Genomic DNA, 15534 nt, shown 5'->3' on the forward strand with positions numbered 1-15534 from the left:
ACGAAGAGGGCGCCCCCTGCAGAGCAGGGAGCGCCCTCTTTCGCGCGGGTGCGTCAGGCGTCCTTGCTCAGCTCCCAGAAGCGGAACACGGTGGACGCGTCGAGGCAGTACTCCAGTCCGTAGACGCCGTCGCGGACGACCGCGTACTGCTTGGCCTGCCACACCGGCAGGACGGGCAGTTCGTCGGCGACGATGTCCTGGAGCTCCCCGAACTCCTTGTCGGTGGCGGCCCGGTTGGTGAGGGCGGCGGTGCGCGGGATGAGCGTGCCGGTGATGGTGCCGTTGTCGTAGTTGTTGCTCAGCACGTTGCCCTCGCCGAAGAAGGGGGCCGTGAAGTTGTCGGCGTCCGGGTAGTCCGGCACCCAGCCCTTCACGTACACGCCGTACTTGCCGGCGGCGATGTCCTTCTCGTACTGGCCGAAGGGGACGGACTTGACCTCGGCGTCGAACAGGCCGCTGGCGTTGAGCTGGCCGGCGATGGCGGTCAACTCCTGGTCGGTGGCGGGGCCGTAGCGGGACGGCGTGGACCACAGGGTCAGCTTCACCTTGCCGGTGATGCCGTCCTCGCGCAGCGCGGCCTGGGCCTTGGCCTTGGAGGGGCGGGCGCCGTAGGTGTCGAAGAAGGCCGTGTTGTGGCCGGCGATACCCGCCGGGATGATCGAGTACAGCGGGGTCGCGGTGCCCTGGTAGACGTCCTTGATGAGGGCTTCGCGGTCGAGCAGATGCGCGATGGCCTTGCGGACGCCGAGCTTTCCGGCGACCGGGTCGTCCATGTTGAACACCAGGTGCTGGACCTCGGCGCTGCTGCCCTCGATGACCTCGACGCCGGTGCCGTCGTCGGCCTTCTCCATGTCGGCGACGTCGCCGGCGGTGAGGCCGCGGTAGGCGATGTCGACTTCCTCGTTCTGGATGGCCTGCTTGAGGGCGGTCTGGTCGCCGTCGAAGAACTTGAGCGTCACGCCGGTGTTCTTCACCTCGGCGGTGCCCTTGTAGTTCTCGTTGACGGAGAAGACGGCCTGCTCGTCGTCGAACGAGTCGAGCTGGTAGGGGCCGGACCCGACGGCCTTGCCGTCCTTGCGCAGCCCGTCCGCGTCGTACTCACGGTGGTCGACGATGGAGCCGGCACCCGAGGCGATCTTGCTCGGGAAGGTGGCGTCGGCCGTGTTGAGCCGGAAGACGACCGTCTTCTCGTCCGGCGTCTCGACCTCGTCCAGCGTGGGGAACATGACCGCGGGGCCGTCCGGGTCGTTGATCTTCAGCATGCGGTCGAAGGAGAACTTGACGTCCTCGGAGGTGAGCGCGTCACCGTTGCTGAACTTGAGGCCGTCCTTCAGCGTGCACTTGTAGACCGTGGTCTGCGTGTCGGTGAAGGAGCAGCTCTCGGCGGCCTCCGGCTGTGGTTCCGTTGCGCCCTTGGGGAAGCTGAGCAGCGACTGGAAGACGTTGTTGAACAACAGCCAGGAGCCGGGGTCGTAGCCGGAGGCCGGATCGGTGGCCAGGACGTCGTCGGACATCCCCACCACCACGTTGGAGCCGTCCCCCGCGGAGTCCCCGGTCTCCGTGCCACAGCCGGTCAGCAGGCCGGAGGCGAGCCCCGCCACGATGGGCAGGACCGGCCACTGGTTGCGTATGTTCACGTGTGTGCCTTGTCGTCGGTTCTCGAGAACACCCGGAGCATGTCCCTGGCTCCGGGGCACGGGTCCCCGGGGGCCGCGGTCACCGGCCCCGGGGTCCCAGCGGGTCCGTCAGCCACTCACGCCCCGGCCGAGCTCCCACAACTGGAGCGTCGACGAGGAGTTGAGGGCGTACGCGGTACCCGTGATGTCGTCGCGCGCGGCGACGTACTGCTTGCCCTGCCACAGCGGGAGCACAGGCACGTCGGAGGCGACGATGTCCTGAATGTCCGTCAGGCTGGAGGCGGCGGACAGCCGGTCCGCCTCACGGCGGGACTCCGGGATCAGGGTGTTGCGGATCTGGTTGTTGTCGTACGGCGAGCCAAGGGTGTTGTCCTTGTCCAGGAACGGCGCGAGGAAGTTGTCGGCGTCCGGGAAGTCCGGGAACCAGCCCATGCCGTAGACGTCGTACTCGCCCTTCTTCTCGGCCGGGCGGAACGTGTCCCACGGCGTGCCCTTGATGCCGACCTCGAACAGGCCGCTGGAGTTCAGCTGGTCGCGCAGGACCTCGAACTCCTTCTTGGTGGCCGGTCCGTAGTGGTCGGTGGTGTAGTGCAGCGTCAGCTTCACCGGGGTGGTGATGTTCGCCTGGTTGAGCAGGGAGCGGGCCTTGGTGACGTTCGGGTCGCCGTACTTGTTGAAGAACGAGTTGGAGTGACCCGTGACGCTGGCCGGGACCAGCGAGTACAGCGGCTCGGCCTGGGAGCCGTAGACCTTGGAGACCAGCTCGCTGCGGTTGACGATCTGGGCCATCGCCTGGCGTACGGCCTTGGACTTCACGGTCGGGGCGTCGGTGTTGAAGCCCAGGTAGCGGATCTCCAGGCCGGGCATCTCGACGAGGTCGACGCCGGTGTCCGCGTCGCCCGAGAGCTTGCGGATCTGGTCGGGCGACATGGCGCGGGTCATCAGGTCGATGTCGCCCTTGTTCAGCGCCTCGCCCATGGCGCCGGCGTCCTTGAAGGAGACCATGTCGATCTTGCCGTTGTTCACCTTCAGGCTCCCCTTGTAATCGGGGTTCCGGGTGAACTCGGCCTTGTTCAGCTCGCCGTCCTCGACGTCGGCCTTGAAGGTGTACGGGCCGGAGCCCTGGAGGTCGAAGCCGTCACGCAGCTTGTTCTTCGGGTACTCGTCGGGGTCGACGATGCCGGCGACCGGTGTCGACAGCTTGTACGGGAAGGTCGCGTCGGCGGTCTTGAGGTGGAAGATGACCTCGTGGTCGCCCTGCGTCTCGACGGTGTCGATGGTGGACAGCAGCGCGAACACTCCGCTGTCGGCCTTGAGGGAACGGGCCCGGTCGATCGAGTACTTGACGTCGGCCGCGGTGACGGGGTCGCCGTTCGCGAACTTCAGGCCGTCGCGCAGGGTGCAGGCGTAGCGCTCGTTGCCGGTGTCGGTGAAGCCGCAGCGCTCGGCGGCCTCCGGTACCGGCTCGCCCTCGCCGCGCGGCTGGATCATCAGGGTCTGCACGGTCTGGCGCAGGATGTTCCAGGTGCCGACGTCGTAGGCGTACGCCGGATCGAGGGGCGCGGGGGCGTCCTTCGAGGCGGTGAACCGGTCCGTGGTGCCGACGACGATCGCGCCGCCGTTGTCGCTCCCGCTGTCGGACCCGCCACAGGCGGCGAGCACCGGCGCGAGCAGGCCGATCACGGCCGGCAGCACCAAAGTCTTGCGGTTCATGCTCGAGTTTCTCCAGAGCTGTCGACTCCGTGTACCCGGCATGCAGGGGTGGCGCAGCGGATCACGGGGGTGGGGCGAGGTTCTCGCAACGAGATTAGTCGCGGTCGGCAGGAGGGTTCGCCGCCACCGGAGTTGAGCACCCATCACGCTGCGGAACCGGGCGTGGACGCACCGAAAACCCGACAGCGGAAGCTTTGGTGCAGCGTTCCATCAATCGGGACACAAGGGCACGCCGACGGCCCCCCACAGGGGGTGCGCAGCACACGCCGGACTTGGCGTCGACCCCGGCCTGCGTGGGGAACGTCACACCCGTAAACGGGTTCGAAGGTACGGAAATTCGATCCTCCGCGGAGTTCGAATTCACCTTCGGAATTACCGCCCTAACACCGTTGCACGCTGGGTGAACACCTAGCGCATTTCCGTCATCAGGCCGTGCAGAAATGTCAGGTCGACCTCTTCGAGAGAGGTGACGACCGTACGCCTCAGGGCCGGGGCGATGGGGGCCACGGAGGGCACCGCGACGACCTGGCAGCCCGCGGCCTCGGCGGCGGCGACCCCGGTCGCCGTGTCCTCGATGACGGCGCACCGGGCGGGTTCGGCGCCGAGTCCGGCGGCGGCCGCGAGGTACGGGTCGGGGTGGGGCTTGGTCCGCGGGACCTCGTCGCCGGCCACCGTCAGGGCGAAGTGGTGCGCACCCAGGGACGTCAGCACCCGGTCGATGATGCGCCGGTGCGAGGCGGAGACCAGGGCCGTGGGGATCTCGTACTCGTACAGCTCGGCCAGCAGCCGGCCGGCGCCGGGCATCAGCGGCAGGGTGCGGCCGATGCGGTCCTCGAAGCCGTCGTTCAGGAGCACCGTGAGCTCGTCGAGCGCGATGTCCGCGCCGGTGGCCTCGATAAGGAACCCCGCGCTGCGGGTCATGGGGCCGCCGACGACGACGTGGCGCCAGGACTCGTCGAGCACGTGGCCGAGGGAGGCGAAGACCTCGACCTCGACGTCCCACCAGAAGCCCTCCGTGTCCACCAGGGTGCCGTCCATGTCGAGGAGCACGGCCTGCAGGGCCGAGCCTTCGGCCGTACGTGTACCGAGCGCGGGGACCGTACTGGTCATCCACCTACCTCCTTGAGGGACGATCAGGCCGGTTCCCACGTGGGAACCGGCCTGCAGTGGACCGACCAGTCTACGTCGTGTGCGGAGGAAGTGCCTCGTTTAACCGCTGTGCCCCCGGGCACACAGTGCGTACGCCGGGGGCTGCCGTGGAATGTGCCCGGTGGGGCGGCTCAGCGGGCGTTGAAGTACTTCGCCTCCGGGTGGTGGATCACGATGGCGTCCGTGGACTGCTCGGGGTGGAGCTGGAACTCCTCGGACAGGTGGACGCCGATGCGCTCCGGCTGGAGCAGGTCCGCGATCTTGGCGCGGTCCTCCAGGTTGGGGCAGGCGCCGTAGCCGAGGGAGAAGCGGGCGCCCCGGTACTTCAGCTCGAACATGCCCTGCATCTCGTCCGGGTCCTCACCGGCGAAGCCGAGTTCGGAGCGCACGCGCGCGTGCCAGTACTCGGCGAGCGCCTCGGCCAACTGCACGGACAGGCCGTGCAGTTCGAGGTAGTCGCGGTAGGCGTTGGACTCGAACAGACGCGCGGTCTCCTCGCCGATGCGCGAGCCGACGGTGACGACCTGGAGGCCCACGACGTCCGTCTCGCCGGACTCCTCCGGGCGGAAGAAGTCGGCCAGGCACAGGCGCCGGCCGCGGCGCTGGCGCGGGAAGGTGAAGCGGGTGCGCTCGTTGCCCTGCTCGTCCAGGATGATCAGGTCGTCGTCCTTGGAGACGCACGGGAAGTAGCCGTAGACCACGGCCGCCTCCAGCAGGTTCTCCGTCTGGAGCTTGTCCAGCAGCCCGCGCAGCCGGGGCCGGCCCTCGGTCTCGACCAGTTCCTCGTACGACGGGCCCTCGCCGGTGCGGGCCTGCTTGAGGCCCCACTGGCCCTTGAACAGGGCGCCCTCGTCGAGCCAGCTCGCGTACTCCTTGAGCTGGATGCCCTTGATCACGCGGGTCCCGCGGAAGGGCGGCTCGGGCACGGGGTTGTCGATGGCGACGTCGGAGCGGACGTGCCCCTCCTCGGGGCGCTCCTCCACGGCGGCCTGGGCGGTGGCCCGGACCCGGCGCTGCTTCAGCTCGGGCAGCTTCGCGCCGGGCACACCCCGCTTGACGCCGATCAGGGCGTCCATCAGGCGCAGTCCCTCGAAGGCGTCGCGGGCGTAGCGGACCTCGCCCTGGTAGATCTCGTGCAGGTCCTGCTCGACATAGGCGCGGGTGAGGGCGGCACCGCCCAGGATGACCGGGTACTTCGCCGCCAGGTCGCGCTGGTTCAGCTCCTCCAGGTTCTCCTTCATGATCACCGTGGACTTGACCAGCAGCCCGGACATGCCGATCACATCGGCCCTGTGCTCCTCGGCGGCCTCAAGGATCGCCGAGACCGGCTGCTTGATGCCGAGGTTGACGACGTTGTAGCCGTTGTTCGTCAGGATGATGTCGACCAGGTTCTTGCCAATGTCGTGCACATCGCCGCGCACGGTGGCCAGCACGATCGTGCCCTTGCCGGCCTCGTCGCCCTCGACCTTCTCCATGTGCGGTTCGAGATGGGCCACGGCCGTCTTCATCACCTCGGCCGACTGGAGCACGAACGGCAGCTGCATCTGACCGGAGCCGAACAGCTCACCGACGACCTTCATGCCCTCCAGCAGCGTCTCGTTGACGATGTCCAGGGCCGGCCGGGACTCGAGCGCCTCGTCCAGGTCGGCTTCGAGGCCGTTGCGCTCGCCGTCGATGATGCGCCGCTTGAGGCGCTCGTCCAGCGGCAGCGCGGCCAGTTCCTCGGCCTTGCCGGCCTTGAGGGACTTGGCCGTCGCACCCTCGAACAGCTGCATGAGCTTCTGCAGCGGGTCGTAGCCCTCGGCGCGGCGGTCGTAGATCAGGTCCAGAGCCGTCTGGACCTCCTCCTCGCTGAAACGGGCGATCGGCAGGATCTTGCTCGCGTGCACGATCGCCGAGTCGAGGCCCGCCTTCACACACTCGTCCAGGAACACCGAGTTCAGCAGCATCCGCGCGGCCGGGTTCAGACCGAAGGAGATGTTCGACAGACCCAGCGTCGTCTGCACCTTCGGATGACGCCGCTTCAACTCGCGGATGCCCTCGATCGTGGCGATGCCGTCCTTGCGGGACTCCTCCTGACCGGTGCAGATCGTGAACGTCAGACAGTCCACGAGGATGTCCTCCTCGTGGATGCCCCAGTTCCCGGTCAGGTCCTCGATCAGCCGCTCGGCGATCTCGACCTTCTTCTCGGCCGTGCGGGCCTGGCCCTCCTCGTCGATCGTCAACGCGATCAGCGCGGCACCATGCTCCCGCGCCAGCTGCGTGACCTTCGCGAAGCGCGACTCCGGACCGTCACCGTCCTCGTAGTTCACCGAGTTGATCACCGCCCGGCCGCCGAGCTTCTCCAGACCGGCTCGGATCACCTCCACCTCGGTGGAGTCCAGCACGATCGGCAGCGTCGAAGCGGTGGCGAAACGCCCGGCCAGCTCCTCCATGTCGGCCACACCGTCCCGGCCGACATAGTCCACGCACAGATCGAGCATGTGCGCGCCCTCACGGATCTGCTCCCGGGCCATCTCCACACAGTCGTCCCAGCGGCCCTCCAGCATGGCCTCACGGAACTTCTTCGACCCGTTGGCGTTCGTCCGCTCACCGATCGCCAGGTACGCGGTGTCCTGCCGGAACGGCACCGACTGGTACAGCGACGCCGCACCCGGCTCGGGCTGCGGGCTGCGCTCGGTCGGGGTGGCCTCCCGGACGCGCTCGACGAGCTGGCGCAGGTGCTCGGGGGTGGTGCCGCAGCAGCCGCCGACCAGGGACAGGCCGTAGTCGCGGACGAAGTTCTGCTGGGCGTCGGCCAGGCCCTCGGGGTCGAGCGGGAAGTGGGCGCCGTCCTTGGTGAGGATCGGCAGGCCGGCGTTCGGCATGCACAGCAGCGGGATGCGCGAGTGGCGCGTCAGATAGCGCAGGTGCTCGCTCATCTCGGCCGGGCCGGTGGAGCAGTTCAGCCCGATCATGTCGATGCCGAGCGGCTCCAGCGCGGTCAGCGCCGCGCCGATCTCGGAGCCCAGCAGCATGGTGCCGGTGGTCTCGAAGGCCATCGAGCACAGCAGGGGCACCTCGACGCCGGTGGCCTCCATGGCCCGGCGGGCGCCGAGGATGGAGGCCTTCGTCTGGAGCAGGTCCTGCGTGGTCTCCACGAGCAGCGCGTCCGCGCCGCCGGCGAGCAGGCCCTCGGCGTTGGCCTGGTAGCCGTCGCGGATGAGGCTGTAGGTGACGTGGCCGAGCGTGGGCAGCTTGGTGCCAGGGCCGATCGAGCCGAGCACCCAGCGCTGCCGGCCGTCTCCGGCGGCGTACTCGTCGGCCACCTCGCGGGCGATCCGGGCACCCGCCTCGGACAGCTCGTGCACCCGGTCGGAGATCTCGTACTCGGCCGCGGCCGTGTGGTTGGCGCCGAACGTGTTGGTCTCGACGCAGTCGACGCCGACCGCGAAGTACGCGTCGTGGACGGAACGGACGATGTCCGGCCGGGTCACGTTGAGGATCTCGTTACAGCCTTCGAGATTCTCGAAGTCCTCGAGCGTCGGGTCCTGGGCCTGGAGCATGGTGCCCATGGCTCCGTCGGCCACGACCACGCGGGTGGCCAGGGCCTCTCGGAGGGCGGACACGCGGGTCCGGCTGTCTGCGGAAGGGGTCGGTGGCAACGAGGCCATGTAAAGGGCTCCCTCGAGTGCGACGGCTGTCGGCTATGCGGCTGCCCGGACACGCGGGGGGCATCCGGGGGAAAGGCGCACGGCGCCAGCGTAACCGGGAGCGGCCCGGGATGGGCAGGGCGTCCACGGGGCGGACGCGCATGGCGTCCCGGACGGCGGTTGTGTCACTGATGAGCCACTTGTGACGCACCCCGGCGCGTCGCCGGTGCACCACGCGGCGACCCGCCGGCGCAACAAATGGTGACCCGCCATTAGCGAGAGGTCGGCAACGACCGGTAGTGTTCGGCATTGCCGAACAAAGGCTGCGGGCGCCGCTGGTCGGCGGTCGAAGGGGACGGAGGCAGTACGGCGATGGCACGGAACATCCAGTCGCTCGAACGGGCGGCCGCGATGCTGCGCCTGCTCGCGGGCGGCGAGCGGCGGCTCGGCCTGTCGGACATCGCCTCGTCGCTGGGCCTGGCCAAAGGCACCGCCCACGGCATACTGCGCACCCTCCAGCAGGAGGGCTTCGTGGAGCAGGACGACGCCTCCGGGCGCTACCAGCTCGGCGCGGAGCTGCTGCGCCTGGGGACCACCTACCTCGATGTGCACGAGCTGCGGGCGCGCGCCCTGGTGTGGGCCGACGACCTGGCCCGGTCCAGCGGCGAGAGCGTCTACCTGGGTGTCCTGCACCAGCAGGGCGTGCTGATCGTGCACCACGTCTTCCGGCCCGACGACAGCCGGCAGGTCCTGGAGATCGGGGCCATGCAGCCGCTGCACTCCACGGCGCTGGGCAAGGTGCTCTCCGCCTACGACCCCGTGGCGCACAGCGAGGCCCTGGAGGCCGACCGCAAGGCGTTCACCGACCGGACCGTGTGCGAGCCGGAGGCCTTCGAGCACATCCTCGACGTCACACGCGCGCGTGGTTACGCGGCGGACGTCGAGGAGACCTGGGAGGGCGTCGCCTCCCTCGCCGCGCCCATCCACGACCGGCGGCGCATGCCGGTCGGCGCGGTAGGCATCACGGGCGCCGTGGAGCGGCTGTGCCGGCCCGACGAAGAGCGGGCGCTGCGCCCCGAGCTGATCGCGGCGGTCCGGGACTGCGCCCGCGCGGTGTCGCGGGACCTGGGCGCCGGGCGGTTCTGACGGGACACGAGTGGGCCGGGGCGCCGCAGGGCGTTCCGGCCCTTCGGCATGCCCACGCTCACCTGCCGCCGGAGATCCACGAGCCGCAGCGATCAGTAACGATCGTGTTTTCGACAACACAGCCCTTGACGTGCTCGTAACGCCGAAGCAAGACTCCCGTCCATCGGTCGACATTGTCGAACAGCTACCGGCAATACGCGCTAGAGTGTGACAACGCCAGGCCGGTATTAGAACTTCACCCCTGGACGAAGGACAAAGGAGTCGCGGGTGTCCAGCTCCGACATCTTCATCGGCGAGACCATCGGTACCGCCATACTCATCCTCCTCGGCGGCGGAGTCTGCGCCGCCGTCACGCTGAAGGCATCCAAGGCCCGCAACGCCGGCTGGCTCGCCATCACCTTCGGGTGGGGCTTCGCGGTGCTCACGGCGGTCTACACCACGGCGCCGCTGTCCGGCGCCCATCTGAACCCGGCCGTGACGCTGGCGATCGCGATCAAGGACGGCGACTGGAAGAACGTCCCGGTCTACTGGGCCGGACAGATCCTCGGCGCCATGATCGGTGCCGCCCTGGTCTGGATCGCCTACTACGGCCAGTTCCACGCCCACCTCACCGACCGCGAGATCGTCGGCGGTCCGGGCGCGCAGGCCACCACGGCCAAGGCCGTCGAGGCCCAGGAGAAGGGCGCCGGCCCCGTGCTGGGCGTCTTCTCCACCGGCCCCGAGGTCCGGGTCGCCTGGCAGAACGTCGCCACGGAGATCATCGGCACCGTCGTGCTGGTGCTCGCCGTGCTCACCCAGGGCCTGAACGACAAGGGCAACGGCCTGGGCACCCTGGGCGCCCTGATCACCGCGCTCGTGGTGGTCTCCATCGGCCTCTCCCTCGGCGGCCCGACGGGGTACGCGATCAACCCGGCCCGTGACCTCGGTCCGCGCATCGTGCACGCCCTGCTGCCGCTGCCCAACAAGGGCGGCTCCGACTGGGGCTACGCCTGGGTCCCCGTGGTGGGTCCGCTGATCGGCGGCGCCATCGCGGCAGGCATCTACAACGTCGCGTTCGCTTAGAAGCAATCCTCGCCCCCGTTGCGAAACTTCCAGCACGCGCCGTACGTAAAGCCCCATAAACCCGGAATTACCAGGAGCTCACAGTGACCGACGCGCACACCGCCGGCCCCTTCATCGCCGCCATCGACCAGGGCACCACCTCTTCCCGCTGCATCGTCTTCGACCGCGACGGCCGGATCGTCTCCGTCGACCAGAAGGAACACGAGCAGATCTTCCCGAAGCCGGGCTGGGTCGAGCACAACGCCACCGAGATCTGGACCAACGTCCAGGAGGTCGTCGCCGGGGCCATCGAGAAGGCCGGCATCACCCGTGACGACATCAAGGCCATCGGCATCACCAACCAGCGCGAGACGACCGTGCTGTGGGACAGGAACACCGGTGAGCCCGTCCACAACGCCATCGTCTGGCAGGACACCCGCACCGACGCCCTCTGCCGCGAGCTCGGCCGCAACGTGGGCCAGGACCGCTTCCGCCGTGAGACGGGCCTCCCTCTCGCCTCCTACTTCGCCGGTCCGAAGGCCCGCTGGCTGCTCGACAACGTCGACGGGCTCAAGGAGCGCGCCGAGGCGGGCGACATTCTCTTCGGCACCATGGACAGCTGGGTCATCTGGAACCTGACCGGCGGTACCGACGGCGGCAAGCACGTCACGGACGTCACCAACGCATCCCGCACGATGCTGATGAACCTCCACACCATGGAGTGGGACGACAAGATCTGCGAGTCGATCGGCGTCCCGAAGCAGATCCTGCCCGAGATCCGCTCCTCCGCCGAGGTCTACGGCGAGATCACCGGCGGCAAGCTGGGCGACCTGCTCGGCGGCATCCCCGTCGCCTCCGCGCTCGGCGACCAGCAGGCGGCCCTCTTCGGCCAGACCTGTTTCGCCGAGGGCGAGACCAAGTCGACCTACGGCACCGGCACCTTCATGGTGATGAACACCGGTGACAAGATCATCAACTCGTACAGCGGGCTGCTGACCACCGTCGGCTACAAGATCGGCGACCAGGACACGGTCTACGCCCTGGAGGGCTCGATCGCCGTCACCGGTTCGCTGGTGCAGTGGATGCGCGACCAGATGGGCCTGATCTCCACGGCCGCCGAGATCGAGACGCTCGCGCTGTCGGTGGAGGACAACGGCGGTGCCTACTTCGTCCCGGCCTTCTCCGGCCTGTTCGCCCCGTACTGGCGCTCCGACGCCCGCGGTGTGATCGCCGGCCTGACCCGGTACGTCACCAAGGCGCACCTGGCGCGTGCCGTCCTGGAGGCCACCGCCTGGCAGACGCGGGAGATCGCCGACGCCATGACGAAGGACTCCGGCGTCGAGCTGGCCGCCCTGAAGGTCGACGGCGGCATGACCTCCAACAACCTGCTGATGCAGACCCTCGCCGACTTCGTGGACGCCCCCGTGGTGCGCCCGATGGTCGCCGAGACCACCTGCCTCGGCGCCGCCTACGCCGCCGGTCTCGCCGTCGGCTTCTGGAACAGCACCGACGACCTGCGCGCCAACTGGCGCCGGGCCGCCGAGTGGACCCCCCGCATGGACGCGGACACCCGCGCCCGTGAGTACAAGAGCTGGCTCAAGGCCGTCGAGCGGACCATGGGCTGGCTCGAGGACGAGGAGTAAGAAACCGCATGACCAGTCAGTCCACCCTGCAGTCCGTGCCTGCCCTGGGGACCCACCCGGCCTCCGGCTCGAACCCGAGCCGAGCCGAGACCAGGGAGCAGCTCGCCAAGGCGTCGTACGACCTCCTCGTGATCGGCGGCGGCATCCTGGGCATCTCCACCGCCTGGCACGCCGCGCAGTCCGGCCTCAGGGTGGCTCTGGTCGACGCCGGCGACTTCGCCGGTGCCACGTCCTCCGCCTCCTCCAAGCTGCTCCACGGCGGTCTGCGCTACCTGCAGACCGGCGCGGTGAAGCTGGTGGCGGAGAACCACTTCGAGCGCCGTGCGGTCTCCCGGCAGGTGGCTCCCCACCTGGCGAACCCGCTCACCTTCTACCTCCCCGTGTACAAGGGCGGGCCGCACGGCGCGGCGAAGCTCGGGGCGGGCGTCTTCGCCTACTCCGCGCTCTCCGCTTTCGGTGACGGCGTCGGGCACCTGCTCTCCCCCGCCAAGGCGGCACAGGACGTGCCCGAGCTGCGCACCGAGAACCTCAAGGCCGTGGCCGTGTACGGCGACGACCAGATGAACGACGCCCGCATGGCGCTGATGACGGTCCGCGGGGCCGTCGAGGCGGGCGCGGTCGTCCTCAACCACGCCGAAGTGACCGGCCTGCGCTTCACCCAGGGCCGCGTCACGGGCGCCGAGCTCAAGGACCGGCTGTCCGGCGACGAGTTCGGCGTCAACGCCCGGCTGGTGCTGAACGCGACCGGCCCGTGGGTCGACCACCTGCGGAAGCTGGAGGACCCGAACGCGGCGCCCTCCATCCGCCTGTCGAAGGGCGCGCACCTGGTCCTGAAGCGCACCTCCCACTGGAAGGCCGCGCTCGCGACCCCGATCGACAAGTACCGCATCACCTTCGCCCTTCCCTGGGAGGACATGCTGCTCCTGGGCACCACCGACGAGGAGTTCGAGGGCGACCCGGCGGACGTCGCGGTCACCGAGAAGGACATATCCCAGATCCTCGACGAGGCCGCCTTCTCCGTCCGCGACCAGCAGCTGAGCCGCGACCTCATCACCTACGCCTTCGCCGGCCTGCGCGTGCTGCCGGGCGGCCCCGGCGACACCGCGAAGGCCAAGCGCGAGACAGTGGTCACCGAGGGCAAGGGCGGCATGCTGTCCGTCGCGGGCGGCAAGTGGACCACCTTCCGCCACATCGGCCGGACGATCATGCAGAAGCTGGAGGCGCTGCCGGGCCACCCGCTCGGCGACGACTTCGAGCCGATCAGCTCCCTGCCGAAGAAGCTGCCGCTGCCCGGCATCGCCAACCCGCGCGCGGTCGCCCACCGGCTGCTGACCGACCGCCCGGCGCCCGGCCCGCGCATGGCGGCCGACACGGCCAGGCACCTGGCCACGCACTACGGCTCGCTGGCCTTCGACATCGCGCGCCTGGCCAACGAGAGCCCCGAGCTCGCCGAGCGCGTCCACCCCGACGCCCCGGAGATCTGGGCGCAGGTCGTGTGGGCCCGGGACCACGAGTGGGCCGAGACGCAGGACGACGTGCTGCGCCGCCGCACGACGCTGACGATCCGCGGCCTGGCCACGGACGACGTCCGCGCCAAGGTGCAGGACCTCCTCGACAAGAAGTAGGCACGACCCGGGGATCCCGTAGCCGGGAGGGGCGGCTCCACGCCGACGGAGCCGCCCCTTCCGCGTTCCCAACCCCCATAATGACCTGATACGTCGGAGGTCTTGAGCGACAGGGAGGCCGGCCATGGCAGTCACCGACGAGGCGATCGAGAAGATCAAGGGCATGATCGTCTCCGGCGCGCTGCGGCCGGGCGACCGGCTGCCCAAGGAGAGCGAACTCGCCGCCGACCTCGGCCTGTCCCGCAACTCCCTGCGGGAGGCCGTACGCGCGCTGTCCCTCATCCGCATCCTGGACGTCCGGCAGGGCGACGGCACGTACGTCACCAGCCTCGATCCGCAACTCCTGCTGGAGGCGATGAGCTTCGTCGTGGACTTCCACCGCGACGACACGGTCCTGGAGTTCCTGGCCGTACGCCGCATCCTGGAGCCGGCCGCGACGGCCATGGCGGCCCTGCGCATCAGTGAGCAGCAACTGGACGCGCTGACGGCCCAGCTCGACAAGCTCGGCGACGACCCGTCCGTGGAGGACCTCGTCGCCTGCGATCTGGAGTTCCACCGGGGCATCGTGCAGAGTTCGGGCAACTCCGTGCTGTGCTCGCTGCTCGACGGGCTGTCGGGCCCGACCACCCGGGCCCGGATCTGGCGCGGCCTGACCCAGGAGGACGCGGTCGGCCGCACCCTGCGCGAGCACCGGGCGATCCTCGCGGCCCTGCGGGACCGGGACGCCGAGGCGGCGCGTTCCTGGGCGACGGTGCACATCGCGAGCGTGGAGCAGTGGCTGCGCTCCACGCTGTGACCAGGGCCTCACGGACAGCTCGGACGAATCCGGGTGTTCAGGGGTGGATCGCGGGGCAGTGATGGGGTCACTCCCCCTGCGAGGGGGCTGCGGGCGCCCCCTTGGCACGCCGTAAGGTTGGGGGGTACGCGAGGGCACGTCGGAAGGAGGCGCTGGGTGATCGAGCTCGAGGGGGTTCCCGAGCTGATCGACCCGGTCATGGTGGCCGCGTTCGAAGGCTGGAACGATGCCGGCGACGCCGCCTCCACCGCGGTCGCGCATCTGGACAGGGAGTGGAAGGGCGAGGTCTTCGCGGCACTGGACGCCGAGGACTACTACGACTTCCAGGTCAACCGCCCCACGGTGTTCCTGGAAGCCGGCGTCCGCAAGATCACGTGGCCGACGACAAGGCTGTCGGTGGTCCGGGTCGGCGGGGACAAGCCACGCGACCTGGTCCTCGTCCGGGGCATCGAGCCGTCCATGCGATGGCGGTCGTTCTGCAACGAACTGCTCGGCTTCGCGCACGAACTCGGCGTGGAACTGGTGGTCGTCCTGGGCGCCCTGCTCGGTGACACCCCGCACACCCGTCCGGTTCCGATCAGCGGGACGACGTCCGACCCGGACCTGGCCCGCCGCATGGACCTGGAGGAGACCAAGTACGAGGGGCCCACGGGCATCGTCGGCGTCCTCCAGGAGGCCTGCACGCACGCGGGGGTACCGGCGGTGTCCCTGTGGGCGGCCGTACCGCACTACGTCTCGCAGCCGCCGAACCCGAAGGCCACGCTGGCCCTCCTCAACCGCCTGGAGGACCTGATCGACGTGCGCATCCCGCTGGGCGAGCTGCCCGAGGACGCGCGCGCCTGGCAGGTCGGCGTGGACCAGCTTGCCGCCGAGGACAGCGAGGTCGCCGAGTACGTCCAGTCACTGGAGGAGGCCCGGGACACCGCCGAGCTGCCGGAGGCGTCGGGCGAGGCGATCGCCCGGGAGTTCGAGCGCTACCTCCGCCGCCGCGACGGCGGCGGACCGCCCTCCTCCGGCGGCCACGCCACCGCGGACGGCAGCGACAGCACGTCGTACCTGCGGGACAACCCCAGCGGCCGCACACGCCCGCCGAAGCCGCCCAAGCCGGGCACGGACGACGAGGAGTCGTCGGAGGACTGAGGGCGGCCTCGT

10 protein-coding genes are annotated in these 15534 nt (G+C 69.5%); 6 read left to right on the plus strand and 4 right to left on the minus strand.

The window, feature by feature from the left end; translation table 11 throughout:
- Positions 1 to 53: 53 nt before the first annotated feature.
- From CP976_RS09330 to metH, 4 genes are all read right to left on the minus strand, one after another.
- A complete protein-coding gene (locus CP976_RS09330) occupies positions 54 to 1637 on the minus strand; it encodes an ABC transporter substrate-binding protein (RefSeq protein ID WP_150479907.1) in 1584 nt (527 codons plus the stop codon).
- A gap of 108 nt (positions 1638 to 1745) precedes the next feature.
- Positions 1746 to 3350 carry an ABC transporter substrate-binding protein gene (locus tag CP976_RS09335; protein WP_150479908.1) on the minus strand — a complete coding sequence of 535 codons (1605 nt, stop codon included), beginning with the start codon at positions 3348 to 3350 and terminating at the stop codon, positions 1746 to 1748.
- Positions 3351 to 3758: 408 nt separating this feature from the next.
- Positions 3759 to 4460 (minus strand): HAD family hydrolase, encoded by a 702-nt coding sequence (locus CP976_RS09340; RefSeq protein ID WP_150479909.1) that lies wholly within the window; start codon positions 4458 to 4460, stop codon positions 3759 to 3761.
- A gap of 170 nt (positions 4461 to 4630) precedes the next feature.
- Complete coding sequence (gene metH, locus CP976_RS09345) at positions 4631 to 8152, minus strand: methionine synthase (protein ID WP_150479910.1); 3522 nt, start codon at positions 8150 to 8152, stop codon at positions 4631 to 4633.
- Positions 8153 to 8503: 351 nt separating this feature from the next.
- Between metH and CP976_RS09350 the strand changes: the two genes are divergently transcribed.
- The 6 genes from CP976_RS09350 (at position 8504) to CP976_RS09375 (ending at position 15522) form a co-directional block, all read left to right on the plus strand.
- Complete coding sequence (locus CP976_RS09350; RefSeq protein WP_150479911.1) at positions 8504 to 9277, plus strand: IclR family transcriptional regulator; 774 nt, start codon at positions 8504 to 8506, stop codon at positions 9275 to 9277.
- A gap of 267 nt (positions 9278 to 9544) precedes the next feature.
- Entirely contained in the window at positions 9545 to 10339 is a 795-nt protein-coding gene (locus tag CP976_RS09355) for an MIP/aquaporin family protein (RefSeq protein ID WP_086600090.1), read from the plus strand.
- A gap of 83 nt (positions 10340 to 10422) precedes the next feature.
- Complete coding sequence (glpK, locus tag CP976_RS09360) at positions 10423 to 11961, plus strand: glycerol kinase GlpK (RefSeq protein ID WP_150479912.1); 1539 nt, start codon at positions 10423 to 10425, stop codon at positions 11959 to 11961.
- An 8-nt stretch (positions 11962 to 11969) separates the two neighbouring features.
- Positions 11970 to 13586, plus strand: a complete 1617-nt coding sequence (locus tag CP976_RS09365) for a glycerol-3-phosphate dehydrogenase/oxidase (RefSeq protein ID WP_150479913.1) — start codon at positions 11970 to 11972, stop codon at positions 13584 to 13586.
- Positions 13587 to 13710: 124 nt separating this feature from the next.
- Positions 13711 to 14382, plus strand: coding sequence for a FadR/GntR family transcriptional regulator (locus CP976_RS09370; protein ID WP_150479914.1), 672 nt, complete (start codon positions 13711 to 13713; stop codon positions 14380 to 14382).
- A 156-nt stretch (positions 14383 to 14538) separates the two neighbouring features.
- Entirely contained in the window at positions 14539 to 15522 is a 984-nt protein-coding gene (locus tag CP976_RS09375) for a PAC2 family protein (RefSeq protein ID WP_150479915.1), read from the plus strand.
- Positions 15523 to 15534: the final 12 nt, after the last annotated feature.

The organism is Streptomyces coeruleorubidus, from assembly GCF_008705135.1.
In the GTDB taxonomy this organism is placed as follows: domain Bacteria; phylum Actinomycetota; class Actinomycetes; order Streptomycetales; family Streptomycetaceae; genus Streptomyces; species Streptomyces coeruleofuscus.